Raw genomic sequence first — 25,974 nt, forward strand, 5'->3', positions numbered from 1 at the left:
ATCTTTCGGAAAACCGCTGCACACTTTCACGGATCATGCTGTAGTTTTTGCGACCATCCATCAGCACACAAGGGAATGCAATGGCCGCCATCGATCCCCTCACCGCAGGCGCCGTCTTCGTCGCGACGGCGGCCACCGACGCGGTCTATGTGATGTTCACCTCGGCCGTGGTCGCGCGCAAGCGCGTGCCGGCGGCGACCTGGAGCGCGATCTGGTACCTGCTCTCATCCTACGCGGTGATCAGCTACACCGAGAATGCATTCTATGTCGCCTTCGCGGCGCTCGGCTCCTGGGTCGGCGCCTACGCATCGCTGACCTTCCTGCACCGGCCGCCCGGCGGCCCGCCAGTGGGCGCGGCGCCGGAGTGAGGCGAGCGCATCTCCTTCCACGTCATTGCGAGCGAAGCGAACCAATCCAGAATCGTTGCTGCGGCATCCAGTCTGGATTGCTTTCGTCGCAAGAGCTCCTCGCAATGATGATTTGAAGGCTTCTGCGTGTCCCTTCAAGCAGCTACACTTCCTGCGACCAAGAAACAAAGAAGGAGTCCAAGATGGATCTCGGTCTGAAAGGCAAGAACGCGATCGTGCTCGGCGGCACGCGCGGGATCGGGCGGGCGATCGCGACGACGCTAGCCGGTGAAGGCGCCAATGTCGCGGTCTGCGCGCGCAATGCGGACCAGGTTGCGGCCACTGTCGCGGAGTTGAAGGCGGGCGGCATCAACGCCACCGGCGGCCCGGTCGACGTCACCAACGGCACGGCCCTGAAATCCTGGATCGAGGCTGCAGCAAAGGAGCTCGGCGGCATCGACATGCTGTTCTCCAATGCCGGCGCAATGGCGCAAGGACACGATCCCGCGTCCTGGGAGCAGAATTTCCGGCTCGACGTTCTCGGCGCCGTGCACGCTTTCGACGCGGCGCGGCCGTTTCTCGAGACAAGCGGTGCCAGCAGCGGCGATGCGGCCTTCGTGATCATCTCGTCGATCTCCGCGGCGCAGGCGGACACGGCGAGTTCCTACGGTCCGATCAAGGCCGCGCTGATCCACATGGCCAAGGGACTGGCGCGGCAATATGCGAAGAAGAAGATCCGCGTGAATGTCGTTTCACCCGGCACCGTCTATTTCAAGGGCGGCGTCTGGGAGATGATCGAGAAAAACATGCCGGAACGCTATAAGGATGCGATGAGCCGCAATCCGACCGGCCGCATGGCAACGCCGCAGGAGATCGCGAGCGCGGCGGTGTTTCTGGCAAGCCCGGTATCGGGGTTCACGACGGGATCGAACCTTGTCGTGGATGGCGCGATCTCGAACCGGGTGAATTTTTGAAGTGAGCCTGATTTGCGCGGCTTCCTCCACCGTCATGGCCGGGCTTGATCCGGCCATCCACGCGGTGCCGGAGCACTCGGAGAGACGTGGATGCCCAGGTCAAGCCCGGGCATGACGACTGAGAGTGTGGCGCGCGATCCGCATCATCAAACTCGTGATCGCGAGCTCGCAATGAGATGTGGCGGCATCCTGCGCGCCGTGTCTTCAATGAAAATCGCGCGACGGCGGCAGGATGCGGACGTTGCGGGGGTGGCGGATTTTTTGCGCCGGCATGTCTGCGAGCGCGCGAGGGTCTTCGTTGAGCGGTTCGACCACGGTGGCTCCTGCCGGCACCGGATGCTTGCGGCTGAGCGCATCATTGGCCAATCCGACCAGATCGTGCGAGCGGTCGACCATGCGCTGGGCGATGAGATGCGTCACCTTCTCGGGGCTGCTCTGGATGTAGCCCTCGACCAGGATGAGGCGCGCGCCCATCACCTCCTTGCGGTACTGCTCCATGATCTTGGGCCACACCACGACGTTGGCGATGCCGGTTTCGTCCTCCAGCGTCATGAACACGACGCCGCTGGCGCTGCCCGGCCGCTGCCGCACCAGGACCACGCCGGCGCAGCGGACGCGACGCCGCTCGTTCTCATGGCTGATCTCCTTGCAGGCGACCACGCGCTCACGCGTAAACATCTCGCGCAAAAATTCCATCGGATGGCCCTTCAGCGACAGGCGGATGGTCTGGTAGTCCGCGACCACCTGCTCGGCGCGCGGCATCGCCGGCAGCGGTCTTGCGCCTTCGTCCGGCTGCTCGCGCGCGGTCGCCGCCTCGAACAGCGGCAGCGGCACGTCGTCGGGCAGCCGCCGCACCTGCCACAGCGCCTCGCGGCGGTCGAGCCCGAGCGAGCGGAAGGCGTCGGCATCCGCCAGCAGGATCAGCGCGCGCTTGGGCAGGCCGGTATCGCGCGCGAAGTCTTCCAGCGAGGAGAAAGGACGGCGATTGCGGGCGGCAATGATAAGGTCGGCCCAATCTTTCTGGCTGACATATTCCTTGCTTTGCCGCTTTGCCTGCTCGTTTTTCAGGAACTCCTCATCAGGATCAAGCCAGTGAAAACCGTCGATCTGGCGGAAGCCGAGGCGTACGGCGCAGAATTTGCCATCTGTATTTTCCAGCGTGTTCTGCGCAAAGCTGTAGGACACGTCGATGTCACGGACCTCGACGCCGTTCTTGCGGGCATCGCCGACGATCTGCGCCGGCGCATAAAAGCCCATCGGCTGGGAGTTCAACAGACCGCAGCAGAAAGCATCGGGATGGTAGTGCTTCAGCCACGACGAAATGTAGACCAGCTGCGCGAAGCTCGCCGCATGGCTCTCCGGAAAGCCGTAGGAGCCAAATCCCTTGATCTGGTCAAAGCAGCTTTTGGCGAAATTGGGATCGTAGCCACGCCGGATCATGTTGCCGATCAGCTTCTCCTCGTATTGGCCGATGGTGCCGACATTGCGGAAGGTCGCCATCGAGCGGCGCAGGCCGTTGGCTTCCTCGGAGGTGAAATGTGCGGCCTCGATCGCAATGCGCATCGCCTGCTCCTGGAACAGCGGGACACCGAGCGTCTTGTGCAGCACCTTGTAGAGTTCGTCCTTGTCGCCATGCTCCGGTGAGGGCGAGGGATAGCTCACCTGCTCGAGCCCGTTGCGTCGCCTCAAGTAAGGATGCACCATGTCGCCCTGGATCGGCCCGGGGCGCACGATCGCGACTTCGATGACGAGATCGTAGAAGGTCCGCGGCTTCAGACGCGGCAGCATGTTCATCTGCGCACGGCTCTCGACCTGGAACACGCCGAGCGATTCCCCGGCACACAACATGTCGTAAACCCTGGGATCGTCCTGCGGGACACTCGCCAGCACAAGACGCTCGCCCTTGTGCTGGTCGATCAGATCGAAACATTTCCTGATGCAGGTCAGCATGCCCAGTGCCAGCACGTCGACCTTCATCATATGAAGCGCGTCCACATCGTCCTTGTCCCATTCGATGAAGGTGCGGTCGTCCATCGCGGCATTGCCGATCGGCACATAGGTGTCGAGCCGGTCCTGGGTGAGCACGTAGCCGCCGACATGCTGGGAGAGATGGCGCGGGAATTCGATCAGCTCGGTCGCAAGCTCGACCGCAAGGTTGATCATGGGATTGTTGGGATCGAGCCCGGCCTGCCTGACCTGCATGTCGTTGAGGCCTTTGCCCCAGCTGCCCCAGACGGTGTCGGCGAGCGCGGCGGTGACGTCCTCGGTCAGGCCAAGCGCCTTGCCGACGTCGCGGATGGCACTGCGCGGGCGATAATGGATGACGGTAGCGATGATCGCGGCGCGGTGGCGGCCGTAGCGGCGATAGACATATTGCATCACCTCCTCGCGCCGCGAATGCTCGAAATCGACGTCGATGTCGGGCGGCTCCAGCCGCTCCTTGGAGATGAAGCGTTCGAACAACAGATCGACCTTGGTCGGGTCGACCGAGGTGATGCCGAGCACGTAGCAGACGGCCGAGTTGGCCGCCGATCCCCGCCCCTGGCACAAAATGTTCTGGCTGCGCGCGTAGTGGACGATGTCGTGCACGGTGAGGAAGTAGTGCGCGTATTTCAGCTCGGCGATCAGCGCGAGCTCTTTCTTCAAGGTGGCGCGCAGCTTGTCGTCGATCTCGCCACCGAAATACTTTTGCACGCCGGCCCAGGTCAGGTCCTCCAGATGTCCCTGCGCGGTCTTGCCCGGCGGCACCGGCTCGTCCGGGTACTGGTATTTGAGCTGGTCGAGCGAGAAGTCGATCCTGTCCGCAAAGCGTATGGTCTCCGCGATCGTCTCGGGGAAATCGCGGAACAACCGCGCCATTTCGCGCGGCGTCTTCAGGAATCGCTCGGCATTGGCCTCGAGCTTTCGCCCGACCGCCTCGATCGTGGTCTTCTCCCGGATGCAAGTGAGCACATCCTGAAGCGGCCGGCGGCCGGGATCGTGATAGAGCACCTCGTTGGTCGCGAGCAGCGGCACTTTGGCTTTTACCGCGAGATCGTCGAGCCGCGCCAGGCGGCGGCGGTCGTCGCCGCGATAGAGCAGGCTCGCCGCCAGCCACACGCCCTCGGCGCGACTGCCCTTGAGCTTTGCGAGAACATCCAGCGCCTGCGCCGGGTCGAAACGATGCGGTAGCGTCAGGACCAGGAGCTGGCCTTCCGAAAACTCGAGGAGATCGACGAAAGTGAGACGGCACTCGCCCTTCTCGATCCGCGTGATGTCGTCGCCGCGCTTGCCCCGGGTGAGAAGCTGGCACAGCCGGCCATAGGCCGCGCGGTCGTGCGGATAGACCAGGATGTCGGGCGTGCCGTCGATGAAGACGATGCGGGCGCCGATCAGCAGTTTCGGCTTGTGCAGCACCTCGTCATTGTCGAGTTCCTTGTAGGCCCGCACCACACCGGCGAGCGTGTTGTGATCGGCGATGCCGATCACCGGAATTCCCAAAGCGCTGGCTTGATGCACATAGGCGCGCGGATCCGAGCCGCCACGCAGGAAGGAGAAATTGGTGGTGATGCCGATCTCGGCATAAGCGGGCGTATTCATGCGAAGAGACCATGCACATACCAGCCGGGAGAAGCGGGCTTGCCGTCGCCGTCGAACACCTCTCCCTCGTAAAGACCATCGCGAAAGATCCAGAAACGCAGGCCCTCGGCATCCTCGATGCGGAAATAATCCCGCGTCAGCTGCTTGCCGTCCTGCCGCCACCATTCCATCGCGATGCGCTCGGGCCCTTCCACCCTCACCACCGCATGCAGCGCACGCCGCCAGGTGAATTGGTGTGGCGGACCATCAGGCACGGTCGCGAACGGCACCTTGATCGGCTCCGGCTTGTCGAACAGCCTTAAGGGACGCAGCGGCGGCTCGCTCTCGGTGCGCGCCGGCCATTCGGCCTGCATGGCAGAGGTGAGATGATGCTGCGCCGATGCAACCAGCACCGCGCTTTCGGGGATATGGGTCTCCTGCGGCAGGTGCACGACGACGCGTTTTCCCCCGATGCGCGCGGCGATGCGGTCGATCAGCGCGGCAAGCTCGTCATTGTCGTGGACATGGGCATCGAGATCGCGCTGCTCCTGCACCACGATCTCGGTGCGGCTCGCCGACAGCCGCACCATATCGAAGCCGAAACCGGGATCGAGGGGATCGGCGAGCGCATCGAGGCGTTCGCGGAATAGCCGGTCGATCACGGCGCTTCGCGTCACCGGACGTCCGGTCTCGATCGTGATCGCCCGCACCACGCCGTCGGTGCGGAAGAAGGCGGCCTCCAGCCGCCGCGCGCCCTTGCCCTGCTTCTCCATGGACGTAACAAGCGTGTCGGCGAGCCGCGACAGCGTCATCGCAATCATCGTGTCGGTCGCGATCGGCTCGGCAAAGCGCTTCTCCACGATGTAATCGGGCAGCGGTTTGCGCGGATTGATCGGCGCATCGCCCTGTCCGAGCGCATGCGCGAGCAGGGTTGAGAACCGCGCACCGAACCGCGCCGTGATCTCGTGCGGCTCGCGCGAGGCGACATCGCCGATGGTCTTCAAGCCGGCGCGACGCAAGCCGGTGGTGATGGCCTCGCCCGCACCGAGCGCGGACACCGGCAGCCCGCTGATCGCCTCCGCCTCTCCGCCATCGGCCACGATGGTGCCGGATGCCTGCCGCGTCAGCGTGCGGGCGCAGACCGAAGTGCCCGCGATCGCCGCGCTGACGGCAAAGCCCTGCCGGCCGAGCGCGCGGACCAGTGTTCGCAACAGCGCGGCTTCGCCGCCGAACAGATGCGCGCAGCCGGTGATATCGAGGAACAGCCCGTGCGGCGCATCGAACGCCACCAGCGGCGTGAAGCGGTCGCACCAGTCGGCGATGTCGCTGAGCGTCTTGGCATCGGCGACGGTATCGGCATCGAACACCTTCAAGTCAGGACACATCGCCCGCGCATTGGCCAGGGGTTGGCCGATGTACAGGCCGAGGCGCTCGGCGGCCTCGTCCAGCGCATGGATCACCAGCGCATTGTTGTCCTTGATGACGACGATGCTCGGCTCATGATTGGCCTTACCCAGCCCGGCGCTGCTGAAGAAGCGCTGGATCCGGTCGATGGGCAGGCGCGGCAGCCACAGGCTGAGGATACGTCGACGGCTCGCTGAACTGGCACTCATCACAACTCCATTCCATGATCCACCGGCCGCAGGGGCCATGACGATTGCGCAAGAGCTCGGCATCGAACACCGGCGCGCCCCAGGCGCTCCACATCGAGCCCGGCGGCGAATGCGCCGCCCGCAACATCCATCGTGTCTCCGCGGTGGAGGGCAGCGGCTGCGCGGCCATGCGCAGCATCAGACCGGTAACGCCCGAGCCTTGCGCAGCGAGCGTCAGCTTACGGCTCGCGACGAGATCGAACTGCCTGATCTCGCCCCAGAGCTCGATCACGACGGCCCCCAGCGCATCGCAGGCGAGTGCATCGGCAGAAGTGCGCAGCGCGCTCTCGACATCGGCGGCACGCACCATCACTACGCGGCGCGGGTCGAGCCCGAGCTCGGCGAGGCCGCTCATCGACAGCGCGCCGGTTTCGATTTCCGAAAAATCCTGCCGCACCCACAACAGCGGTCGACGCGCGCAGACGCGCCCAGCAAGCCCCATGACGAAGCCGGTGGCGGCCGCGCCCTGGCGTCCTTCGCAAAACACCTCGTGGATTGCCGCGCGCGCCAGCCCGCCCTTCAGCGCAGCGTCGGCCTCGCTATGGCCGAGCGCGACGCGCTCGTGCTGATGCGCGACCTCCGCGGTCTCGATGCGCTCGATCTGGCCGCGCAAGATCGCAAGCGCGCTTCCACGTGCGCCGCTCATGCTCGCCGCTCCTTCAGAGATTGGTGCCGTGGTCCTCAAAAGAAGAACCAACGGCTGGCTCATTTGTTCATGATATGTTCTAATATAAAGCTAACGGCGGCCACAGAGTCAATCGAATTGCGCGCTCAGGGATTCATGAGCTGAATCAAGGGGATTCCAGGATGGACGTACAACGCAAGCTGGAGATTCTGGCGGATGCCGCCAAATACGACGCGTCCTGCGCCTCCAGCGGCACCGAGAAACGGGATTCCAGCGACGGCAAGGGCATGGGCTCGACCGCGCCAGGCATGGGCATCTGCCATTCCTATGCGCCGGACGGACGCTGCATCTCCCTGCTCAAGGTACTGCTGACCAACGCCTGCAATTACGATTGTCTCTATTGCGTCAACCGCGCCTCCTCGAACGTAGCACGCGCCCGCTTCACCATCGAGGAGGTGGTCAAGCTGACGCTCGACTTCTACCGGCGCAATTACATCGAGGGCCTGTTCCTCTCCTCCGGAATCATCCGCAGCCCCGACTACACCATGGAGCAGGTGGTCAGCGTCGCGCGAAAACTGCGCGAGGAGCATCACTTCCGCGGCTACATCCACCTGAAGACCATTCCCGAAGCCGACGACGCGCTGATCGCGGAGGCCGGCAAATATGCCGACCGCCTCTCCATCAACATCGAGATGCCTGAGGAGACGAGCCTGCAGCAATTCGCGCCGGAGAAGGACGTCCGCGCGATCCGCCGCACCATGGGCCGGCTGCGGCTCAAGCTCGACGAAGCCGAGGACAGCCGCAGCGCAAAAACCAAGGCAAAACCGCAGCGCTTCGCGCCGGCCGGCCAGAGCACGCAGATGATCGTCGGTGCCGACGCGGCCTCCGATCACACCATTCTCCACACCAGTGCCAATCTCTACGGCGCCTACCGGCTGCGGCGCGTCTACTACTCCGCCTTCAGCCCGATCCCCGATGCGAGCCGCGCTTTGCCACTGATACAGCCACCGCTGCTGCGCGAGCACCGGCTCTACCAGGCCGACTGGCTGATGCGGTTCTACGGCTTCGACGTCGGCGAGATCGTCGACGACAGCGCGATGCTGCCGCTCGACATCGATCCAAAGCTCGCCTGGGCGCTGCGCCATCGCGACCGCTTCCCCCTCGACGTCAACCGCGCCAGCCGCGAGGAACTGCTGCGCGTGCCGGGCTTCGGCACCAAGGCGGTCGAACGTATCATCGCGACGCGGCGCACCAGCACGATCCGCGTGGCCGATCTCACGCGACTGCACGTGCCGCGAAACAAGGCGCTGCCGTTCATCGTCCTCAGCGATCACCGCCCCTCACCGCATCAGCTCGACGCTGCCGGGCTGATCGAACGATTCAGGCCGAAAGCAACGCAACTGGGATTTGGCTTCTGATGCAGTACATCATCCTCGACACCGAAACCGATTTCGGCGGCTGGCGCAAAGCCGCGCGTACGCTCGTACTACATCATGTGGAGCCGCGCGATGTCACCTGGACCGTGCGAGGCGGCGAAGCAGAGTTATTCGCGCCATCCGCGCCGTCTCCGATCCTCGAGGTGAACGACGGCACCTTCAACGTATCCGCAAAATTCGTCGAGCTCGCCAAGGCCGCAATTCTGCACCGCGATGTCGAGCGTTTTGCGATCCTCTATCGTCTGCTGTTCCGGCTGAAGGACAACCACGATCTCATCGAGGTCGCAACCGACCCTGATGTCGCGCAGGTCACTTCCATGGCGAGAGCGGTCTATCGCGACGAGCACAAGATGCATGCCTTCGTCCGCTTCCGCGAGATCGGCCGCGAACGCCAGGCCCATTACGTCGCCTGGTTCGAGCCGGAGCATCACATCGTCGAGCTCGCCGCGCCGTTCTTCGCCAAGCGCTTTGTCGACATGCCCTGGTCGATCCTGACGCCCGATCTATGCGCGCATTGGGACGGCCACGCGCTCTCGTTCACGCCGGGTGTCAGCAAGAGCGAGGCACCGGGCGATGACCGGCTGGAGGAAACCTGGCGGCGCTACTACGCCAGCATCTTCAATCCGGCCCGGCTCAAGGTGAAGGCGATGCAGGCCGAGATGCCGAAGAAATATTGGAGGAACCTGCCCGAGGCTTCGATCATTAAGCCCTTGATAGAGGACGCCGAGCGCATGACCGGCGCCATGATCGCCAATGCCGCAACCGATCCGCATAAGCCTCAGAAGCGGCCGGAGGCTCCGATGAAACGCAAGCCAGCTGCCGACGATCTCGAAATGCTCCGCGAGGAAGCCGCCCATTGCCGCGCCTGTCATCTCTACAAGGATGCGACGCAGACCGTGTTTGGCGAGGGCCCGAAGAACGCCAACGTCATGCTGGTCGGCGAGCAGCCCGGCGACAAGGAAGACCTCGCCGGCCATCCCTTTGTCGGTCCGGCCGGACAGATGCTCGACCGCGCGCTGGAGGAGGCCGGCGTCGACCGCAAGAAGGTCTATGTCACCAATGCCGTGAAGCACTTCAAATTCGTGCCGCGCGGAAAGATCCGCCTGCACCAGAAGCCGAACACACCTGAGATCCGGGCGTGCCGGCAATGGTATGAGCGGGAAGTTTCGGCAATCCAGCCGGATCTCATCGTGGCGATGGGCGCCACCGCCGCGCAAAGCGTGTTCGGCAAGATCACCCCGATCGGCAAGAACCGCGGCCGGCTCATGGACCTTCCCGACGGACGCAAGGCGCTGGTGACGGTGCATCCGTCTTATCTGCTGCGGCTGCCCGATCCGGAATCCAAGGTGCTGGAGTATCAGCGCTTTGTCGATGATTTGAAGATCGCTGCCGGCTTGCAGAAGAAGGCTGCACGGGCCGCCTGAGTATTGGCAGGGAAACCAGAGCGGCGGCCTGCTGATAGCAACCTGCACCGGCGTCAGCTTCGCGCACGGCTCGAACGACGGCCAGAAGGGCATGGGCCTGATCATGCTGATCCTGATCGGCACCGTGCCGACTGCTTATGCGCTCAACCGCGCGCTGCCGGAATCCCAAGTCGCCCAGTTCCAGAAAACGTCCGACGCGGCATCCAAGGTGATCTCTCCCTCTCCCCGTTCTTACGGGGAAGGGCAATTGCCTTGCACATTCAGCACACGTCGTCATGCCCGGCTTGTCCCGGGCATCCACGTTCTATGCACTGCGTGGTAAGGCGTGGATGGCCAGGACAAGCCCGGCCATGACGCTGTGGTTACTGTCAGTGCCCGAGCCCGAACCTCATCGCCATTGCCTACAGCAAGCGGGACAAGGTGAACGACTCGGCATTACGACGCCGCGAGCTGTTCCTCGACCAGCTTCACCCAATACGACGTGCCGTAGACGATCGCCTCGTCGTTGAAATTGTAGGCGGGATGGTGCAGGCCGGCACTGTCGCCGTTGCCACAGAAGATGAAGGCGCCGGGCCGCGCTTCCAGCATGTAGGCGAAATCCTCGCCGCCCATCAGCGGCGCCATCTCGTGCACATTGGCCTCGCCCGCGACCTGCGTGGCAATGCGACGCGCCACCTCGGTCTCCGCCGCATGATTGTTCACGACGGGATAATTGCGCTTGTAGTGCAGGTCGATCTTGGCGCCGGTGATCTGTGCGACGCCGGCCACGACTTCATGCACGCGCTTCTCGACCAGCTTGCGCACTTCCGGCGACAGCGTGCGGATGGTGCCTCTCAACGTCGCGGTCTGCGGAATGACGTTGCGGGCGTTGCCGGCGTGGAATTCGCAGATCGAGATCACCGCGGATTCAAGGGGATCGACGCTGCGCGCGACGATCGACTGCAGTGCCGTGATCACCTGCGCGCCGACCAGCACGGAATCGACGCATTTGTGCGGACGCGCGGCGTGGCCGCCGACACCCTCGATCATGATGTCGACCTCGTCGGTCGCTGCCATGATCGGACCCGGCCTGATCGCGAACGAGCCGATTGGGATGCCCGGACCGTTGTGCATGCCGTAGACTTGCTCGATGCCGAAGCGCTCCATCAGGCCGTCCTTGACCATTGCCGCGCCGCCGGCGCCGCCCTCCTCGGCGGGCTGGAAGATCACCACGGCATCGCCGGCAAAATTGCGGGTCTCGGCGAGATAGCGGGCGGCACCCAGCAGCATCGCAGTGTGGCCGTCATGGCCGCAGGCGTGCATCTTGCCGGGCGTCTTGGAGGCGTAAGGCAGATTGGTCTGCTCCTCCACCGGCAGCGCGTCCATGTCGGCACGCATGCCGATGACCTTGAGCCCCTCGCCGGCTGGCCTGTTGCCCTTGATCACACCGACGACGCCGGTCTGGCCGAGGCCGGTCACGACCTCGTCGCAGCCGAACTCCCGCAAGCGATCCGCGACGAATGCTGCAGTGCGGTGAACGTCATACAGCAGCTCGGGGTGCTCATGGATGTCCCGGCGCCAGGCCTGAATATCGGGTTGGAGGTCGGCGACACGGTTCACGATGGGCATGGAGGGTCTCAAGCCTTCTTGGGAATATGGGAATACAGGACTGTCTATCATGCAAGCGTCAGTCCACCCAACTCCCTGGGATCGGGGTCTGGCCCTGACGAACGGACATGGCCGGGCTTGTCCCGGTCCGGCGGGTCTGCCTATTAGGACGGAACGTTAAGTGACCATCCGGGTGGAAACAGAATGCCAAGGCGGCTTGAAGGTGAGTTTGACTACATCGTCGTCGGAGCCGGGACGGCGGGCTGCATCGTCGCGAACCGGCTGTCAGCCGATCGCAGCAATCGCGTTCTCGTCCTTGAAGCCGGAGGCGACGACAATTGGATCTGGTTCCACATCCCCGTCGGCTATCTCTTCGCCATCGGCAATCCCCGTTCCGACTGGATGTTCAAGACCGAGGCTGAGCCCGGCCTGAACGGCCGTTCGCTGGCTTATCCCCGCGGCAAGGTGATCGGCGGCTGCTCGGCGATCAATGCCATGATCTCGATGCGCGGACAGGCTGCCGATTACGATCACTGGCGCCAGCTTGGCCTGACCGGCTGGGGCTATGACGACGTGCTGCCGCTGTTCAAGCGTATCGAGGACCACTTCCTCGGCGCCAGCGAGCATCACGGCGCCGGCGGCGGCTGGCGCATCGAGGCGCCGCGGCTGTCATGGGACATTCTCGACGCGGTCGGTGACGCCGCCGAGGAGATGGGCATCAAGCGCATCCCGGATTTCAACACCGGCGACAACGAAGGCACCAGCTACTTCCACGTCAACCAGAAGCGCGGCCGGCGCTGGTCCTCGGCGCGCGGCTTCCTCAAGCCCGCCTTGAGGCGCCCCAATCTGCGGCTCGAGAAGCACGTGCTGGTCGACCGTCTCATCATCGAGCAGGGCCGCGCTGTCGGCGTGCGATTCATCCAGAACGGCGAGATCGTCGAGGTGCGCGCGAAGCGCGAGGTGGTGCTCTCGGCCGGCGCAATCGGCTCGGTGCAGGTGCTGCACCGCTCCGGCATCGGACCCGCCGACTGGCTGTCGCCGCTCGGCATCGACATCGTGATGGACAAGCCCGGTGTGGGGCGCAACCTCCAGGATCACCTCCAGCAGCGCGCGATCTACAAGGTCGAGGGCATACGCACGCTGAACGAGACCTACTACAATCTGTTCCGCCGTGGCCTGATGGGGCTCGACTACGCCTTCCGCCGCCGCGGACCGCTGACCATGGCGCCGTCGCAGCTCGGCATCTTCACGCGCTCCGATGCGACGCGCGCCCGCGCCAACATCCAGTTCCACGTGCAGCCGCTGTCGCTCGACAAGTTCGGCGATCCCCTGCATCGTTTCCCTGCGATCACCGTCAGCGCCTGCAACCTCCAGCCGACCTCGCGCGGCACCGTGCGGCTGCGTTGCGCGAGCCCGGACGAGAAGCCGATCATCGCGCCGAACTACCTCTCGACCGACGACGATCGCCAGGTCGCCGCCGACGCCATTCGCACCACGCGCCGCCTGATGCAGCAGAAGGCGCTGGCAAAATACCGGCCCAGCGAGTACCTGCCGGGGCCGACGGTCGGCGACGACGACGCCTCGCTGGCCAAAGCTGCTGGCGACATCGGCACCACCATTTTCCACCCCGTCGGCACCGCCAAGATGGGCACGGCAAACGATCCGATGGCGGTGGTGGATGAGCGCCTGCGCTTCTATGGCCTCAGCGGCCTGCGCATCGTCGATGCCTCGATCATGCCGACGATCACTTCGGGCAACACCAACACGCCGACCGCGATGATTGCGGAGAAGGGGGCGACGATGATCCTGGAGGATGCGAAGTAGCCGCTATCGTGTCCCGGACGCGGCGCAGCGCAAAGCGGTGCTGCGCCTTGCCCGGGACACGGGACTGCACTCACGAAATCGTCATCCCATTCAGGAATAAACCCGCCCCTCCCCTGATCACGTCCCCGAAGCCCAATTCCGGGCGACGTGGAGAGGCGCTATGAGCGGACAAGATCACGGGGATGACGGCGTCAGCCGCCGCAAGGTGCTCGAATGCATGACCTGGGCCGGCACCGGAGTGCTCTGGACCGTCACGGGCGGCGTGCCGCGCTCGCTCGGCATCATCGATTCCGCTGAGGCCGCGACCGCGGCCGCGCCCGGCATGAGCTTCCTCCAGATCAGCGACAGCCATGTCGGCTTCGACAAGCCGGCCAATCCCAACGCGCTCGGCACGCTGGAGGAGGCCGTGAACAAGATCAACGCAATGCCGGCGAAACCCTCCTTCATGATCCACACCGGCGACATCACCCATTTGTCGAAAGCCGCCGAGTTCGACAATGCCGAGAGGATCATCTCGCAGACCAAGCTCGACGTGCACTACGTGCCCGGCGAACACGATTTCATCGACGAGGAGGTGAAGCTCTATCGCGAACGCTACGGCCGCGGCACCAAGGGGTACGGCTGGTACTCTTTCGACGCCGGCGGCGTGCACTTCATCGGCCTCGTCAACGTCGTCGATCTCAAGGCTGGCGGCCTCGGCAATCTCGGCGCCGAGCAGCTCGCCTGGCTGGAGGACGATCTCCGCGGCAAGTCGAAATCGACGCCGATCGTGTTGTTCGCGCACATCCCGCTGTGGACGGTCTACCCGCAATGGGGCTGGGGAACCGAGGATGGTGGCCGCGCGCTGGAATACGTCAAGGGTTTTGGCTCGGTCACCGTGCTGAACGGGCACATCCATCAGGTGATGCAGAAGGTCGAGGGCAACGTCACCTTCCACACCGCGCGCTCGACCGCCTTCCCGCAGCCGGCACCGGGGGCCGCCCCCTCGCCCGGACCGATGAAGGTCGAGGACGCAAAGCTCCGCTCCATGCTCGGCGTCGCCAGCATCAGTTTCAAGCAGAACGAGCAGCGGCTCGCGATCATCGAGACACCGCTTCAGGGCTGAGTTTGAACGGAAGCTGACAATGAAGACACTCAATCGCCGTGACTTCGGTGTCCAGCTCGGTCTGGCCTTGGCCGCAGCCATGCTGTTGCCCGCAACAAAAGCCCGCGCCGACGACATGGACGTGCACATCGACAATTTCGTGTTCCAGCCGGCCGAGCTCAAGATCAAGGTCGGCACCACCGTGACCTGGACCAACCGGGACGACATTCCGCACACCGTGGTGTCGGCGGGCAGGTTCAGGTCCAAGACCCTGGACACCGACGACAAGTTCTCCTTCACCTTCACCAATGCGGGCGAGTACAAGTATTTTTGTTCGCTGCACCCGCACATGACGGGGATGATCAAGGTTGAGTAACGTCTTCAACCTAGGCATCAACGTCTTGCCCGGCCGGTGGTCCCACGCCGGCCGGGCGCGTGCGTGTTCGATGACGGCAAAACAAGACGCAGAGGCAAAGCGAGGAGCGATGCCCGCCACCGACGATGTACAGAAGGCGCAGCGTTTCCGCGAAGCGGCGCTGCCCCATCTCGACGACGTCTATACGCTCGCGCGCTACCTGCTGCGCGACGCCTCCGACGCCGAAGACGCGGTGCAGGAGTGCTATCTGCGCGCGCTGAAGCATTTTGACAGTTATCGCGGGCCGGCAATGAAGCCCTGGCTGTTCGCGATCCTGCGCAACGTCTGTAACGCCGAATATGCGCGGCGCGCGCACAGACCGACCCCGATCGAGGATACTCCCGGCGCCGCCGAGCAGACGCCGCTCTGGCAGGAGACCGAAGCGAATCCGGAAACCGAAGTGCTGCGCAGCCGCGATGCCGGCGCGATCCGCAAGCTGATCGACACGCTCGCCGAACCGTTCAAGGAGACCTTCGTGCTGCGCGAAATCAATAATCTGTCCTATCGTGAAATCGCCGAAGCCGTCGGCGTCCCCGTCGGTACCGTGATGTCCCGCCTCGCCCGCGCCCGCGCCATGCTGCGCGCGGCCTGGATGGCGGGAGAGGAGCAAGCAAGATGACCTGCGACGAAGCAAGGATCCTGCTTCACGCGTTGCTCGACAACGAGCTCGACGCCGGCCATGCGCGCGAGGTCGAAGCCCATGTCGCCGGCTGCCCGAACTGCACAGTCGAGCTTGCCGCACAGCGCGAGATGCAGCGCGTGCTCGCCGACACCAATTTACGCTACACCGCACCGGCAAGCCTGCGCAGCCGGATCGAAGCCTCGCTGCCGCAGGCGCAGCGCCAGCAGCCGTCGCGCCGCGCCGTGCTGCGCGGCTTTGCGATGGGCTCGGCGGTCTCCGCGCTCGCCGCTTCCGGCGTTGTTGCCGTGGTGTTGCGCCAGGACGACCAGCAGCGCATCTTGTCGGAGGTCGTCTCCGCGCATCTGCGCTCGCTCCAGGCCGGCCACCTCACCGACGTCGTCTCCACCGACCAGCACACCGTCAAGCCCTGGTTCAACGGCAAGCTCGACGTCGCCCCGCCCGTGATCGATCTCACCGCGCAGGGTTTTACCCTGGTCGGCGGCCGGCTCGACTATATTGATGCGCGCGCCATCGGCGCCGTCGTCTACAAGCGTCGGCAGCACGTGATCAATTTGTTCGTGTCGCAAACCGCGAGCACCGAGCACCGGCCGCCGAAGACGCAGTCGATGCAGGGCTTCAACTGCCGCCGCTGGGGTGACCGCGGCCTGAACTTCTGGGCCGTCAGTGATCTCGGCGCCGACGAGCTCGCCGAGTTCGTCGATAAGTTCGACGCGGCGATGAAGGCGAATGTGGAGGGGTAAAGGCGCTCCTAGAGGGCAGCGAAGCTGCACCGTATGGTTGCACCATTGACCGGTCGCTGCTAATTCGGCGTCATGCACCGCATTCTTTTTCTCGTGATTGTCTTCACCTCGACGATAGCCTCGTGCGGACCGGCAGCGTCCCGTAATGGACTAGCCACCACGATGCGCGCTGTCCTCTATGAAGAGAGCATTGGCAACCCGAAGGGCGATCGCGCGGTCGGACAAGTCACCTGGCGGGTAGAACCGACGACAGATGCGTCTGCCCCGCCCGGCGACGTCACGGTTCGCGGCGACGTCGAAGTGCCTTCGCGAAATCTGCGGATGACACGCTCCATTCGACGCAATTTCGATTCGTCCCTGCCCGCCACTCACACGGTGCAGATCGAATTCGCGCCTTCGCTCGATTTCGCCGGCGGCAGTATCAAACAGGTCATGGGCCTCCTCATGAAGAGCAACGAAGCGGCCAAGGGTGCACCGATTGCCGCGCTATCGGTGAGGATCGACGACCGGCATTTCCTGATGGGTCTCTCCGCTGTCTCGCAGGACGCGTCCAACAATTCGCTTCTGATCCGAAGCAGAGCTTGGATGGACATCCCGATGATCTATGCGACGCAGCGCCGCGCCATTCTCGCGGTCGAGAAGGATGGCGACGTCCTGCCGCTGTTCAATGCGGTGTTTTCTGAAGCGATGACGAGAAAAGTCGAGAGCCCGGCTCGGCAAGGCGCTCGATCGCATCGAGACCCCGAACAAGCCCAAGGCCGCCTGAATGATCAGCCTTAAGCCGACCTTCTCACCGCGTTGTCGACCAGCGTCTTGCCGAGCGACCAGATCGCACCGGGGACCTTGTGGCTGCCTGCAATGACGTCGTCGAAGGCGCGCTCGATCCAGCTGCAGTCTTCCTCGGTGATGGTGAGCGGCGGCAGCAGCTTGATGGTGTGGCTGCCGTGGCCCGCCACTTGCGTGAGGATCTTGTGATCCTTGAACAGCGGCACGGTAATGAGCTGGCAGAACAGGCCCTTGTTGGCGGCCTCCAGCACGTTCCACGAGGCGCGCAGGCGCAGCGATTTCGGCGGGCCGAACTCGATGCCAATCATCAGGCCCTTGCCGCGGACTTCCTTCAACAGCTCGTAGCCGGGCACCATGCGCGTCAGCGCAAGGCGCAGCTCGGCGCCACGCTTGGCGGCCGCCTCGATGAGCTTCTCGGATTCCATCACGTCGAGCGTGGCAATGCCCGCGGCCATCGCGAGGTCGTTCTTCGAGAACGTGGAACCGTGCACCACCGCGCGGTCCATCTGGTTGAAGATCTTGTCGAAGATGCTCTTGCGCGTCAGCACCGCGCCGACCGGCACGTGGCCGCCGGACAGCGACTTCGACAGCAGCACCATGTCGGGCTCGACGTTCCAGTGCTCGACCGCGAGGAAGCGGCCGGTGCGGCCCATACCGGTCTGGATCTCGTCGGCGACGAACAGCGTGCCGTATTTCTTGCAGAGCGCGGCCGCGCCGGGCAGGAACTCGTCGGTGGGCATGTTGACGCCCTTGCCCTGGATCGGCTCGACGACGAAGGCCGCGACCTCGCGCGAGGCCAGCGCCTTTTCCAGCGCGGCCAGATCATTGAATGGGATCGGGGTGCAGCCCGGCAGCAGCGGCTCGAAGCCGGTGCGGAAATTCGAGTCACCGGTCAGCGACAGCGCGCCATAGGTCAGGCCGTGATAGCCGTGGGCGCAATACACGATGCCGGGCCGGCCGGTAGCGCCGCGCGCGAACTTGATCGCGGCCTCGACGCATTCCGCGCCGGAATTGGCGAAGAACGCCTTGTCGAGATAGGGAACGTATTTCAGCAGCCGTTCGGCCAGCACGCCGGCGAGCGTCGAGACATCGAACTGGACGAGGTTGGGAAGGTCGGCATCGAGCACGCTCTTGAGCGCATCCCGCATGACAGGATGATTGCGCCCGATCGCAAACACGCCAAAGCCGGACAACAGGTCGAGATAGCGAGCGCCCTCGCGGTCGTAGAGATACTGCCCCTGGCCCTTCTGGAAGCCGACATCGTAGCCGATGGTCTTGAGAACCCGAACGAACTGCTCGTTCAGATACCGATTGTGCAGGGTGCTGCGCTGGGCCTGACGGTCCGCGAATAGCTGAGACATGTCTGGATTTGGGCTGTGCATCCGCTACATACTTCGCTTGAGGGCCGTCTCGTCAACTGAAAACCGGACCATTACTGTAAACGGTCTGTGCGGCCTTTTGCCCTTTTTCGGACCATCTTCGCAAGCACAGCTTTAGACCATGTTGCACTGCCAAGGAACACTCATGCGTTCGGCCCTTTACACCGGAATTATACTGGCTGGCGGTTACGCCTGCCTGACCCCAGCCCTCGCCGCCGATCCCACCGGCGACTGGCGGGTCGCTGACGGCGTCGCCAACATCCGTGTCGCCCAATGCAATGGCAGCATGTGGGGTGCGGTCTCCTGGGAAAAGCAGCCCGGCGGCCGCGACGAGAACAATCCGGATGTCTCGAAAAAGAACAGGCCGACCCTGGGCATGGCAACCCTGATCGACATGAAGAAGAAGCCCGGCGTCGATCAGTGGGAAGGACAGGTCTACAATGCCAAGGACGGCCAGCTCTACAGCGCAACCATAACGCCGGCCGGTCCCGATCAGCTCGAAATCAAGGGCTGCGTGATGGGCTTCCTCTGCGGCGGCGAGACCTGGACCCGGGTCGGCCCGCCAATCCCCTCGAGTCCTGCGAACGCCATGGCCAAGGGCGTGCAGAAATCCGGTGGCGCCGCGCCGAAACCCCAGGGGCCCCAAGCAGCCCAAGCCACGACAGGCGCGACCGCGCCTGCGCCCGCGGCTCCGAAGGCCGCAGCCAAGCCCGGTCAGAAGGGCGCCGCCGACCCCGTCGGCGACATCTGCCTACTCCCTGAGATTGCGGGGTTTGCCCATTAGGGCCGGCTGGAACAGCAGCACAGCGGCGAGCGTCGTCACCAGCGAGAGTGCCAGCAGCTTGCCCATGCTGGACGTGCCGGGGTGGCTCGACAGCCACAGACTGCCGAACGCGGTCGCCGTCGTCAGCGCGCTGAAGAAGATCGCACGCGTCAGGCTGGTCTGGAGCAGGTTTGTCCTGCCCGACCGCCAGGCCACGACATAATAGATCTTGAAGGCGACGCCGACGCCGAGCAGCAGCGGAAACGCAACGATGTTGGCGAAGTTCAGCGGCAGGCCGATCAACACGCAGATCTCGAGCGTCACCGCGCCCGCAACCAGAAGCGGCACCAACGTCATCAGCACGTCGACGAACCGGCCTAGCGTGATCCACAGCAATAGCCCGATCACCAGCAGCGCATAGATACCGGCGTGGATGAACGCCTTCACCACGGTGTCGCCGGACTTCAGGATCGAGACCGGTCCGCCGATCGCGGTCGGCTCGGCCGCGAGCACCGCCGCGGCGAATTTGCGCAGCGTGTCGTTGTCATTGGGATCGCCCTTGGGCAGCGCCTCGACGCGGATGATGCCGTCCTTGCTCTTCCAGGCACTGACGAGATCGGGCGGCAGTGATTTCAGGGTGACCGGCTCGGCCTGCATGGCGTTCCTGAGCTGGTCGAACACGATCTTCATTGGCGTGACGAACACGTCCTGCGCCTTGTTGCGCGTGGCCTCGTCGCCATTGGCGAGCCTTTCGAGCGCGTCTGCAAGACGGCGCGAGGCAACCGCCCCTGGGCCCTTCGCGTCGCCCGCCGTTCGGCGCAGATTGTCGACCGCAGATTTCAGCGATTCGACATTTTCCTGGTCCGTCGGCGCCGCATCGATCTGATCGGGATTGAGCGCCGGGTTCAGCACCTTGGCGCCCTGTGCGATCAGCTTCAGCTTCGGCTGCTGGTCCTGCGGCACGAAGCTGTCGAGCGACATCACCCGGAGCACCTCGGGCACCTTCTCCAGCTTCGCCTGGACCTGCCTCGCCTGCTCTTCCGACGTCGTCATCACGTTGACGGCATTGGCCCCGGTGTTCGGGTCCTTGCGCAGGTCGAGGAAGGTGGCGATCGATTCGGCCTTCGGGTTGCGCAGGTTCATCGGGTTGAAGTCGAACTTCATGAAGTAGAGCAGCGGCAGGCCGCCAAGCGCGAGCAGCAGCGTGCCGCCGACGATCAGCACGCGATGCTTCTCGAGGAAATGATCGAGCGGCGCCAGGAAAGCATAGCCGACGGGCTCCGGTTCGCCGGGCGGATTCAGAAGCTTGAGCAGCGCCGGCAGCACGGTGATGCTGGACACGAACGCCACCAGCATGCCGACACCGGCGATCTGGCCGAGCTCCGAGATCCCCTTGTAATCGGTCGGCATGAAGCAGAGGAAGCCCGCCGCAGTGGCCATAGCCGCCAGCGACAGCGGCACCGCCGAGCGCTTGGCCGCCAGCACCAGCGCGCTCGAGAGATGGTCGACCTTGTAGCGCTCCGAGCGGTAGCGGACGCTGTACTGGATACCGAAATCGACGCCGAGGCCGACGAACAGCACCGCAAAGGCGATCGACAGCAGATTGAGCGAGCCGACCATCATCAGGCCGGCCGCGGTCGTGATCGCAAGGCCTACGAAGAGATTGACGAAGACGGCGAAGATGATCTTCGCCGAATGCAGCGCCAGCCACAGGATCAGCAGCACGACGAGGACGGTCCCGACGCCGTTGACGACGGCGCCTTCCTGGACGGTGGCGTATTCCTCGTTGGCGATCGGGACCGGGCCGGTCAGCCGCACCCGCGCCTGGTACTTGTTTGGGAAATCGAGATCGGCGGCGGCCTTGCGGATCGCGTCGGTCGCATCCTTGCCGGGCTCCAAAGCGTTATAGTCGAGGATCGGCTTGAACTCGATGAAGGCGCGCTTGTCCGAATCCTTCAACGGCTCGTCGCTGACGAGCTCGCGCCAGGAGAAGCTGGCATTGCCCTTGTTGAGCACGGTCTCGACCGTCTGCGCGATCAGGTTGAAGGGCCGCTCGGTGTTGTCGAGCTTGACCTGACCGCGCTTGACGCCGGCAAGGCCGGTCTCCAGCGCGCCGGTGAGGCCGCGGATCGAGGGATCGCCGGCCATGATCTCGATCAGGGGCGCGGCGGATTCGAACTGGCCGGTGATCTTGGCGACCTCCTCGGTCGGCAGGAACAACAGGCCGTTCTTCTCGAAGAACTCGCCGCTGCCGAGCTGCTGCATCGACTGGAAGTGGGTCTTGTCGTCCTTCAATCTGGCATAGAGCGCGTTTGCTGCGGCGCTCGTCATCTCCGGCGTCCGGGCCTCGATGACGGCGAGAATCGTTTCGTTTTGATCAAACGCTTGGTCGAATTGCTGGTCACGTTTGCGCCAGTCGAGATTTTGAGAAATCAGCGAGTTGATGTCGGTGTTGATGGCGAAGTGGCGCGCAGCGTAATAGCCCGCTCCCACCGACAGCAGGAGCCCGAGAATGACGACGAGGGAGGCAAACCGGGTGCAGGCCCTGACGATGGCGACGACGACGCTTTGCAGCACTTCTTTTCTTTCTGCGGTTAACAGCTTGCCGGAAACGCCCGCTGTTTATCGGAGTTCCCGGGCGAAACCTATTGCTGTTTTGATGGTTCTCGCCCCGAGAAGGTTCGAGGTAAACGGCGCAAGGCCGCGGCAAAATCATGCGGGGCGGCCGGTATAGCCGTGGAGTTGAGGCGGGAAAGTGACGAAGGACGATGCACGAATGCCGCGCGCTTGCGCACCCCCGTATGCCTTACTAAAATACCTCAGAATCGGTCCAACAGAGTTCCGGGCTTTCCCTATTGCCGATTTTTTGACACAAAGTATTGCGCCTGCATGCGCCGGAGCCCTACGGGGTGGGCAGGCTACCGCATGCGCGAACCAATGGTGCGGATATTGCAGTTCATTGGTCAGTATCTGGGTGCCGCCGGGGACATTGAAGCGGATTGGTGCAACTTGCGTGATGGGCGTCCAATGGAAGTTTATCTGGCGCAGCCGCGCGGCTTCTGCGCAGGCGTGGTGCGTGCGATCGAGATCGTGGAGCGGGCGCTGGAGAAGTACGGCCCGCCCGTCTATGTGCGCCATGAGATCGTGCATAACAAATACGTCGTCGAGAGCCTGAAGAACAAAGGCGCAATCTTCGTCGAGGAGCTCTCCGAGGTTCCGCCGAAATCGGTGACGGTGTTCAGCGCCCACGGCGTCGCCCGCAGCGTCGAGGAAGAGGCCGCCGCGCGCAACCTCCCGGTGCTCAATGCCACCTGCCCGCTGGTCACGAAAGTTCACAATCAGGGGAAGCGCTACATCGGCAAGGGCCGGACCCTGATCCTGATCGGCCATGCCGGCCACCCCGAAGTCGAGGGCACGATGGGCCAGGTCCCGGGGCCGGTGCAGCTTGTCCAGAGCGTTGAAGAGGTTAAGGCCCTGACCCTGCCGGCGGATACGCCAGTGGCCTACATCACCCAGACCACGTTGTCGGTCGACGACACCAGGGACATCATCGCGGCCCTTCAGGCCCGCTTTACAGATATTCAAGGCCCGGATATCCGGGATATCTGCTATGCGACACAGAACCGCCAATCTGCGGTAAGGAACCTGAGCAAGCTGGTCGACGTGATCTTGGTGGTGGGCGCTGCCAACAGCTCGAACTCGAACCGGCTCCGCGAAATCGGCACTGAAGCCGGCGTCGCGAGTTATTTGATTGCCGACGGCAGCGAGCTCAATCCGGAGTGGTTGAAGAATGCGAGGACCGTCGGCGTCACGGCCGGTGCTTCGGCGCCCGAGGTACTCGTGGATGACGTGATCGAAGCGATGCGGCGGATCGGACCCGTGAAGGTCTCGGTGTTGCCGGGCCGCGAGGAAGACATCGAATTCCGGCTTCCGGCCCAACTGGCCGCGAGCTGACCCATCCGAATTCAAAGCCCAGAAAGAAACTGTAATGGCTATCCCGTTCTTCAAGGAAATGCGTATCGGCGGCTATTTGCTCAAGCAGAAACTGCTTGGCCGCAAGCGCTACCCGCTCGTGCTGATGCTGGAGCCGCTGTTCCGCTGCAACCTCGCCTGCGTCGGCTGCGGCAAGATCGATTATCCGGATGCGATCCTCAACCGCCGCATGACCGCGCAGGAGTGCTGGGACGCCGCCGACGAGTGCGGCGCGCCGATGGTCGCCATTCCCGGCGGCGAGCCGCTGATCCACAAGGAGATCGGAGAGATCGTACGCGGCCTCGTTGCGCGCAAGAAGTTCGTCTCGCTCTGCACCAACGCGTTGCTGCTCGAGAAGAAGCTCGACCTGTTCGAGCCCTCGCCCTACCTGTTCTTCTCGGTGCATCTCGACGGTCTGCGCGATCACCACGACAAGGCGGTGTCGCAGAAGGGCGTGTTCGACCGCGCCGTTTCGGCGATCAAGGCCGCCAAGGCGCGTGGCTTCACCGTCAACGTCAACGCCACCATCTTCGACGGCCACCCGGCCGAGGAGATCGCCAAATTCCTCGACTTCACCACCGAGCTCGGCGTCGGCGTCTCGATGTCCCCGGGCTATGCCTATGAGCGCGCGCCGGACCAGGAGCACTTCCTCAACCGCACCAAGACCAAGAAGCTGTTCCGCGACGTCTTTGCGATGGGCAAGGGCAAGAAGTGGAATTTCATGCATTCCGGCCTGTTCCTGGACTTCCTCGCCGGCAACCAGGAATACGAGTGCACGCCGTGGGGCATGCCCGCGCGCAACATTTTTGGTTGGCAGAAGCCCTGCTACCTGCTCGGTGAAGGCTACGCGAAAACCTTCAAGGAGCTGATGGAGACCACCGACTGGGACAGCTACGGCACCGGCCGCTACGAGAAGTGCGCCGACTGTATGGCCCATTGCGGCTACGAGCCGACCGCGGCGGCCGCAGCTTTCAACAACCCGCTGAAGGCGATGTGGGTGGCGCTGCGCGGCGTCCGGACGAGCGGCCCGATGGCGCCGGAGATCGACCTCTCCAAGCAGCGCCCGGCGCAGTACATCTTCTCCGAGCAGGTCCAGAAGAAGCTGTCGGAGATCCGCCGCGACGAGGCCGAAGCCGCTGCGGCGAAGGCCGCGCAGAAGGCTTCGACGGCCGCGTAAGGGCGCACGATCAAATCTCACGACGAAAGCCCGGTCGCCACCGCGACCGGGCTTCTTTTTGCGCAAGTTTCGTGAGGCTTGGAGGCACGCGTTCACCCCAGCGTCATTGCGAGCGCAGCGAGGCAATCCAGAATCGTTCTGCGGAGACAGTCTGGATTGCTTCGCGGAGCCTGTCATCGGGCCGCGCTTCGCGCGGACCCGTTGGCTCGCAATTGTCGATGTTCAATAATTCGCTGATTGGATTGCGGTGGTCTTGGAAGCGGCGAAAGCCTTGGGAGTTTGTCCTGCCAAGGCCTGATGGGGTCTGTGGTTGTTGTAGTAGACGAGGTACTCGAACAGTTCATTGGCGAAGTGGTCCAGGTTGTCGAAGGTCGTACCCTCGATGACGTCGTCATCGAGGGTACGCCAGAAGCGTTCGACCTTGCCGTTGGTCTGCGGCCGATAGGGCCTGGTGTAGCGGTGCTTGATGCCGAGCTCGAGCAGCATGGCCTCGAATGGATGCTCGGCCGGCTTGGTGCGGGCGGCGAACTCGGCGCCGTTGTCGGACAGGATTTCCTGGAAGACGAGCCCATAGGTGACGTTGAGGGTGTTGATCATCTTCAGGGTCTTGAACATGACCGGCAGCGCCTTCTTGGATGTCAGGACCTCGGCCCAGGCCAGACGCGAGCAGCTGTCGATCAGGCTGATGATGTAGGCCGTGACCGGGGGTGGCGCGAGGAACATATCGCGCGGCAATTGATGCAGATCGACGTGGCCCAGCTCCCCGAGCTTGTCCTTGATAATACGGCGTTTCTCCTCGCGCATCGCCGGCGTGCGGCGGTTCAGGCGGTGGCGCTTCAGCACCCGGTAGATCGTGATCGGCGAAGGTACCGTGTCGCGCGTTTCGCGCAAGACGGCATGAATCTCATAACGGTTCATCCCCCGCTTGCGATGGGCGACGATCTCCGCCTCGATCCCTTCCGGCTCGCGCCGTTCCCGCCACTTCGGGCCGCGCCGCCGCGGCAGCAGATCCGCGTCCTCGCCGCTCTGCAGATAGCGATTGTAATACTTGCGGAACGTCTGCGAGCAGGTCCCGTGGTGCCGGTAGAAGTCGCCGACCCGCTTGAACAGCGGCGATCGGCCAGCCTTCACCGCCTCATACTCCGAAATCAGAAAACGCCACTTCTGCAGATAGTTGCGTTCAACCGTTCGGTCATAGCTGTTGTCTCGCATCGGATCGTTCCTCCGCTGGAGCGATCCAATCAGCGAATTATTGAACATGCACAGCAATGACGGCGTCTATGGCACCGGCTTGCTTTTCCATCAGCCCTCTGCCTCGTAGACATACCTGCGCATTCTCGCGGCTTCTTTCGCCCGAGCTTTGCTGTTCGTTCACGCCCCGTGAAAGCCAGAGGGCGCAGGGAAGGTCGGGCGCCGGCGGCACCCGCGGTCCGCGTGCATCGGAAACGCACACGGGGTGGATCACAGGTGATGCCGGTCGCCGGCCTTCCCTGCGCGGATGGTTTTAACGGTGTTCTTCGTGCTCTCCTCGGGGAGCGTTGCACTATTGCCCCCGTCGCCTCGCCGCTGATCGATGCGCGTGCCGGTT

General features: G+C 63.8%; 20 protein-coding genes and 1 pseudogene. 14 read left to right on the forward strand and 7 right to left on the reverse strand.

Annotated features, from left to right (window positions below; translation table 11 throughout):
* Positions 1-80: 80 nt before the first annotated feature.
* Both P6U27_RS23875 and P6U27_RS23880 read left to right on the forward strand, forming a co-directional pair.
* Positions 81-368 (forward strand): hypothetical protein, encoded by a 288-nt coding sequence (locus P6U27_RS23875; RefSeq protein ID WP_129142952.1) that lies wholly within the window; start codon positions 81-83, stop codon positions 366-368.
* Positions 369-550: 182 nt separating this feature from the next.
* Positions 551-1,321, forward strand: a complete 771-nt coding sequence (locus P6U27_RS23880) for an SDR family NAD(P)-dependent oxidoreductase (protein ID WP_122404186.1) — start codon at positions 551-553, stop codon at positions 1,319-1,321.
* Positions 1,322-1,525: 204 nt separating this feature from the next.
* Here the strand turns inward: P6U27_RS23880 and P6U27_RS23885 are convergent, their stop codons facing one another.
* The 3 genes from P6U27_RS23885 to P6U27_RS23895 are packed head-to-tail and all read right to left on the reverse strand — an operon-like array spanning position 1,526 to position 7,177.
* Positions 1,526-4,900 (reverse strand): error-prone DNA polymerase, encoded by a 3,375-nt coding sequence (locus P6U27_RS23885; protein ID WP_209294341.1) that lies wholly within the window; start codon positions 4,898-4,900, stop codon positions 1,526-1,528.
* Complete coding sequence (locus P6U27_RS23890) at positions 4,897-6,492, reverse strand: DNA polymerase Y family protein (protein ID WP_162500364.1); 1,596 nt, start codon at positions 6,490-6,492, stop codon at positions 4,897-4,899. Before P6U27_RS23890 ends, P6U27_RS23885 begins: the two co-directional genes overlap by 4 nt.
* The gene (locus P6U27_RS23895) at positions 6,389-7,177 is read right to left on the reverse strand and encodes an ImuA family protein (RefSeq protein WP_122404188.1); all 789 of its coding nucleotides are present in this window, start codon (positions 7,175-7,177) and stop codon (positions 6,389-6,391) included. The genes P6U27_RS23890 and P6U27_RS23895 overlap by 104 nt, the downstream gene beginning before the upstream one ends.
* Positions 7,178-7,338: 161 nt before the next feature.
* On the opposite strand from P6U27_RS23895, the gene P6U27_RS23900 reads away from it, so the two are divergent.
* From P6U27_RS23900 to P6U27_RS23910, 3 genes and pseudogenes are all read left to right on the forward strand, one after another.
* Entirely contained in the window at positions 7,339-8,574 is a 1,236-nt protein-coding gene (locus tag P6U27_RS23900; RefSeq protein ID WP_122404189.1) for a putative DNA modification/repair radical SAM protein, read from the forward strand.
* On the forward strand, positions 8,574-10,016 hold the full coding sequence (locus tag P6U27_RS23905; protein ID WP_122404190.1) for a UdgX family uracil-DNA binding protein: 1,443 nt from the start codon (positions 8,574-8,576) through the stop codon (positions 10,014-10,016). Before P6U27_RS23900 ends, P6U27_RS23905 begins: the two co-directional genes overlap by 1 nt.
* Before the next feature lie 25 nt (positions 10,017-10,041).
* Positions 10,042-10,233, forward strand: a pseudogene (locus P6U27_RS23910) (inorganic phosphate transporter); the annotation flags it as partial.
* A gap of 218 nt (positions 10,234-10,451) precedes the next feature.
* On the opposite strand, the gene P6U27_RS23915 reads toward P6U27_RS23910, so the two are convergent.
* Positions 10,452-11,624: a M20 aminoacylase family protein gene (locus P6U27_RS23915; protein ID WP_122404191.1), complete on the reverse strand. Its 1,173-nt coding sequence runs from the start codon at positions 11,622-11,624 to the stop codon at positions 10,452-10,454.
* 183 nt (positions 11,625-11,807) lie between these two features.
* On the opposite strand from P6U27_RS23915, the gene P6U27_RS23920 reads away from it, so the two are divergent.
* The 6 genes from P6U27_RS23920 (at position 11,808) to P6U27_RS23945 (ending at position 17,089) form a co-directional block, all read left to right on the forward strand.
* The gene (locus P6U27_RS23920) at positions 11,808-13,427 is read left to right on the forward strand and encodes a GMC family oxidoreductase (RefSeq protein ID WP_407192714.1); all 1,620 of its coding nucleotides are present in this window, start codon (positions 11,808-11,810) and stop codon (positions 13,425-13,427) included.
* Between the two features lie 160 nt (positions 13,428-13,587).
* Complete coding sequence (locus tag P6U27_RS23925) at positions 13,588-14,532, forward strand: metallophosphoesterase family protein (protein WP_407192715.1); 945 nt, start codon at positions 13,588-13,590, stop codon at positions 14,530-14,532.
* A 19-nt stretch (positions 14,533-14,551) separates the two neighbouring features.
* A complete protein-coding gene (locus P6U27_RS23930) occupies positions 14,552-14,887 on the forward strand; it encodes a cupredoxin family copper-binding protein (RefSeq protein ID WP_209294344.1) in 336 nt (111 codons plus the stop codon).
* A gap of 109 nt (positions 14,888-14,996) precedes the next feature.
* Positions 14,997-15,545, forward strand: coding sequence for a sigma-70 family RNA polymerase sigma factor (locus P6U27_RS23935; protein ID WP_162500365.1), 549 nt, complete (start codon positions 14,997-14,999; stop codon positions 15,543-15,545).
* Positions 15,542-16,309, forward strand: a complete 768-nt coding sequence (locus P6U27_RS23940) for an anti-sigma factor (protein ID WP_129146344.1) — start codon at positions 15,542-15,544, stop codon at positions 16,307-16,309. Before P6U27_RS23935 ends, P6U27_RS23940 begins: the two co-directional genes overlap by 4 nt.
* 162 nt (positions 16,310-16,471) lie before the next feature.
* On the forward strand, positions 16,472-17,089 hold the full coding sequence (locus P6U27_RS23945; protein ID WP_122404197.1) for a hypothetical protein: 618 nt from the start codon (positions 16,472-16,474) through the stop codon (positions 17,087-17,089).
* On the opposite strand, the gene hpnO is transcribed toward P6U27_RS23945, so the two are convergent.
* Positions 17,086-18,477: an aminobacteriohopanetriol synthase HpnO gene (gene hpnO / locus P6U27_RS23950; protein ID WP_122404198.1), complete on the reverse strand. Its 1,392-nt coding sequence runs from the start codon at positions 18,475-18,477 to the stop codon at positions 17,086-17,088. The two genes, P6U27_RS23945 and hpnO, sit on opposite strands and share 4 nt — an antisense overlap.
* A 142-nt stretch (positions 18,478-18,619) precedes the next feature.
* Between hpnO and P6U27_RS23955 the strand changes: the two genes are divergently transcribed.
* Positions 18,620-19,258 (forward strand): DUF2147 domain-containing protein, encoded by a 639-nt coding sequence (locus P6U27_RS23955; RefSeq protein WP_162500366.1) that lies wholly within the window; start codon positions 18,620-18,622, stop codon positions 19,256-19,258.
* On the opposite strand, the gene P6U27_RS23960 is transcribed toward P6U27_RS23955, so the two are convergent.
* A complete protein-coding gene (locus P6U27_RS23960; protein ID WP_122404200.1) occupies positions 19,226-21,814 on the reverse strand; it encodes an MMPL family transporter in 2,589 nt (862 codons plus the stop codon). The two genes, P6U27_RS23955 and P6U27_RS23960, sit on opposite strands and share 33 nt — an antisense overlap.
* Before the next feature lie 450 nt (positions 21,815-22,264).
* Between P6U27_RS23960 and ispH the strand changes: the two genes are divergently transcribed.
* Entirely contained in the window at positions 22,265-23,191 is a 927-nt protein-coding gene (gene ispH, locus P6U27_RS23965; RefSeq protein ID WP_122404201.1) for a 4-hydroxy-3-methylbut-2-enyl diphosphate reductase, read from the forward strand.
* Between the two features lie 34 nt (positions 23,192-23,225).
* Positions 23,226-24,386: an adenosyl-hopene transferase HpnH gene (gene hpnH, locus P6U27_RS23970; protein ID WP_122404202.1), complete on the forward strand. Its 1,161-nt coding sequence runs from the start codon at positions 23,226-23,228 to the stop codon at positions 24,384-24,386.
* 222 nt (positions 24,387-24,608) lie between these two features.
* Here the strand turns inward: hpnH and P6U27_RS23975 are convergent, their stop codons facing one another.
* Entirely contained in the window at positions 24,609-25,598 is a 990-nt protein-coding gene (locus P6U27_RS23975; protein ID WP_160118749.1) for an integrase core domain-containing protein, read from the reverse strand.
* Positions 25,599-25,974 lie beyond the last annotated feature (376 nt).

Source organism: Bradyrhizobium sp. STM 3566 (assembly GCF_045571445.1).
Taxonomy (GTDB): domain Bacteria; phylum Pseudomonadota; class Alphaproteobacteria; order Rhizobiales; family Xanthobacteraceae; genus Bradyrhizobium; species Bradyrhizobium vignae.

What these genes read in the sequence shown, in the direction of transcription:
- P6U27_RS23900 (WP_122404189.1), top strand. Translation starts at nt 7,339, where the DNA reads ATGGACGTACAACGCAAGCTGGAGATTCTGGCGGATGCCGCCAAATAC.
- P6U27_RS23890 (WP_162500364.1), bottom strand. Translation starts at nt 6,492, where the DNA reads ATGAGTGCCAGTTCAGCGAGCCGTCGACGTATCCTCAGCCTGTGGCTG.
- P6U27_RS23920 (WP_407192714.1), top strand. Translation starts at nt 11,808, where the DNA reads ATGCCAAGGCGGCTTGAAGGTGAGTTTGACTACATCGTCGTCGGAGCC.
- P6U27_RS23975 (WP_160118749.1), bottom strand. Translation starts at nt 25,598, where the DNA reads ATGCGAGACAACAGCTATGACCGAACGGTTGAACGCAACTATCTGCAG.
- P6U27_RS23915 (WP_122404191.1), bottom strand. Translation starts at nt 11,624, where the DNA reads ATGCCCATCGTGAACCGTGTCGCCGACCTCCAACCCGATATTCAGGCC.
- P6U27_RS23895 (WP_122404188.1), bottom strand. Translation starts at nt 7,177, where the DNA reads ATGAGCGGCGCACGTGGAAGCGCGCTTGCGATCTTGCGCGGCCAGATC.
- ispH (WP_122404201.1), top strand. Translation starts at nt 22,265, where the DNA reads ATGGAAGTTTATCTGGCGCAGCCGCGCGGCTTCTGCGCAGGCGTGGTG.
- P6U27_RS23935 (WP_162500365.1), top strand. Translation starts at nt 14,997, where the DNA reads ATGCCCGCCACCGACGATGTACAGAAGGCGCAGCGTTTCCGCGAAGCG.
- P6U27_RS23945 (WP_122404197.1), top strand. Translation starts at nt 16,472, where the DNA reads ATGCGCGCTGTCCTCTATGAAGAGAGCATTGGCAACCCGAAGGGCGAT.
- P6U27_RS23925 (WP_407192715.1), top strand. Translation starts at nt 13,588, where the DNA reads ATGAGCGGACAAGATCACGGGGATGACGGCGTCAGCCGCCGCAAGGTG.
- P6U27_RS23940 (WP_129146344.1), top strand. Translation starts at nt 15,542, where the DNA reads ATGACCTGCGACGAAGCAAGGATCCTGCTTCACGCGTTGCTCGACAAC.
- P6U27_RS23955 (WP_162500366.1), top strand. Translation starts at nt 18,620, where the DNA reads ATGCGTTCGGCCCTTTACACCGGAATTATACTGGCTGGCGGTTACGCC.
- P6U27_RS23930 (WP_209294344.1), top strand. Translation starts at nt 14,552, where the DNA reads ATGAAGACACTCAATCGCCGTGACTTCGGTGTCCAGCTCGGTCTGGCC.
- P6U27_RS23875 (WP_129142952.1), top strand. Translation starts at nt 81, where the DNA reads ATGGCCGCCATCGATCCCCTCACCGCAGGCGCCGTCTTCGTCGCGACG.
- P6U27_RS23885 (WP_209294341.1), bottom strand. Translation starts at nt 4,900, where the DNA reads ATGAATACGCCCGCTTATGCCGAGATCGGCATCACCACCAATTTCTCC.
- P6U27_RS23905 (WP_122404190.1), top strand. Translation starts at nt 8,574, where the DNA reads ATGCAGTACATCATCCTCGACACCGAAACCGATTTCGGCGGCTGGCGC.
- hpnO (WP_122404198.1), bottom strand. Translation starts at nt 18,477, where the DNA reads ATGCACAGCCCAAATCCAGACATGTCTCAGCTATTCGCGGACCGTCAG.
- P6U27_RS23880 (WP_122404186.1), top strand. Translation starts at nt 551, where the DNA reads ATGGATCTCGGTCTGAAAGGCAAGAACGCGATCGTGCTCGGCGGCACG.
- hpnH (WP_122404202.1), top strand. Translation starts at nt 23,226, where the DNA reads ATGGCTATCCCGTTCTTCAAGGAAATGCGTATCGGCGGCTATTTGCTC.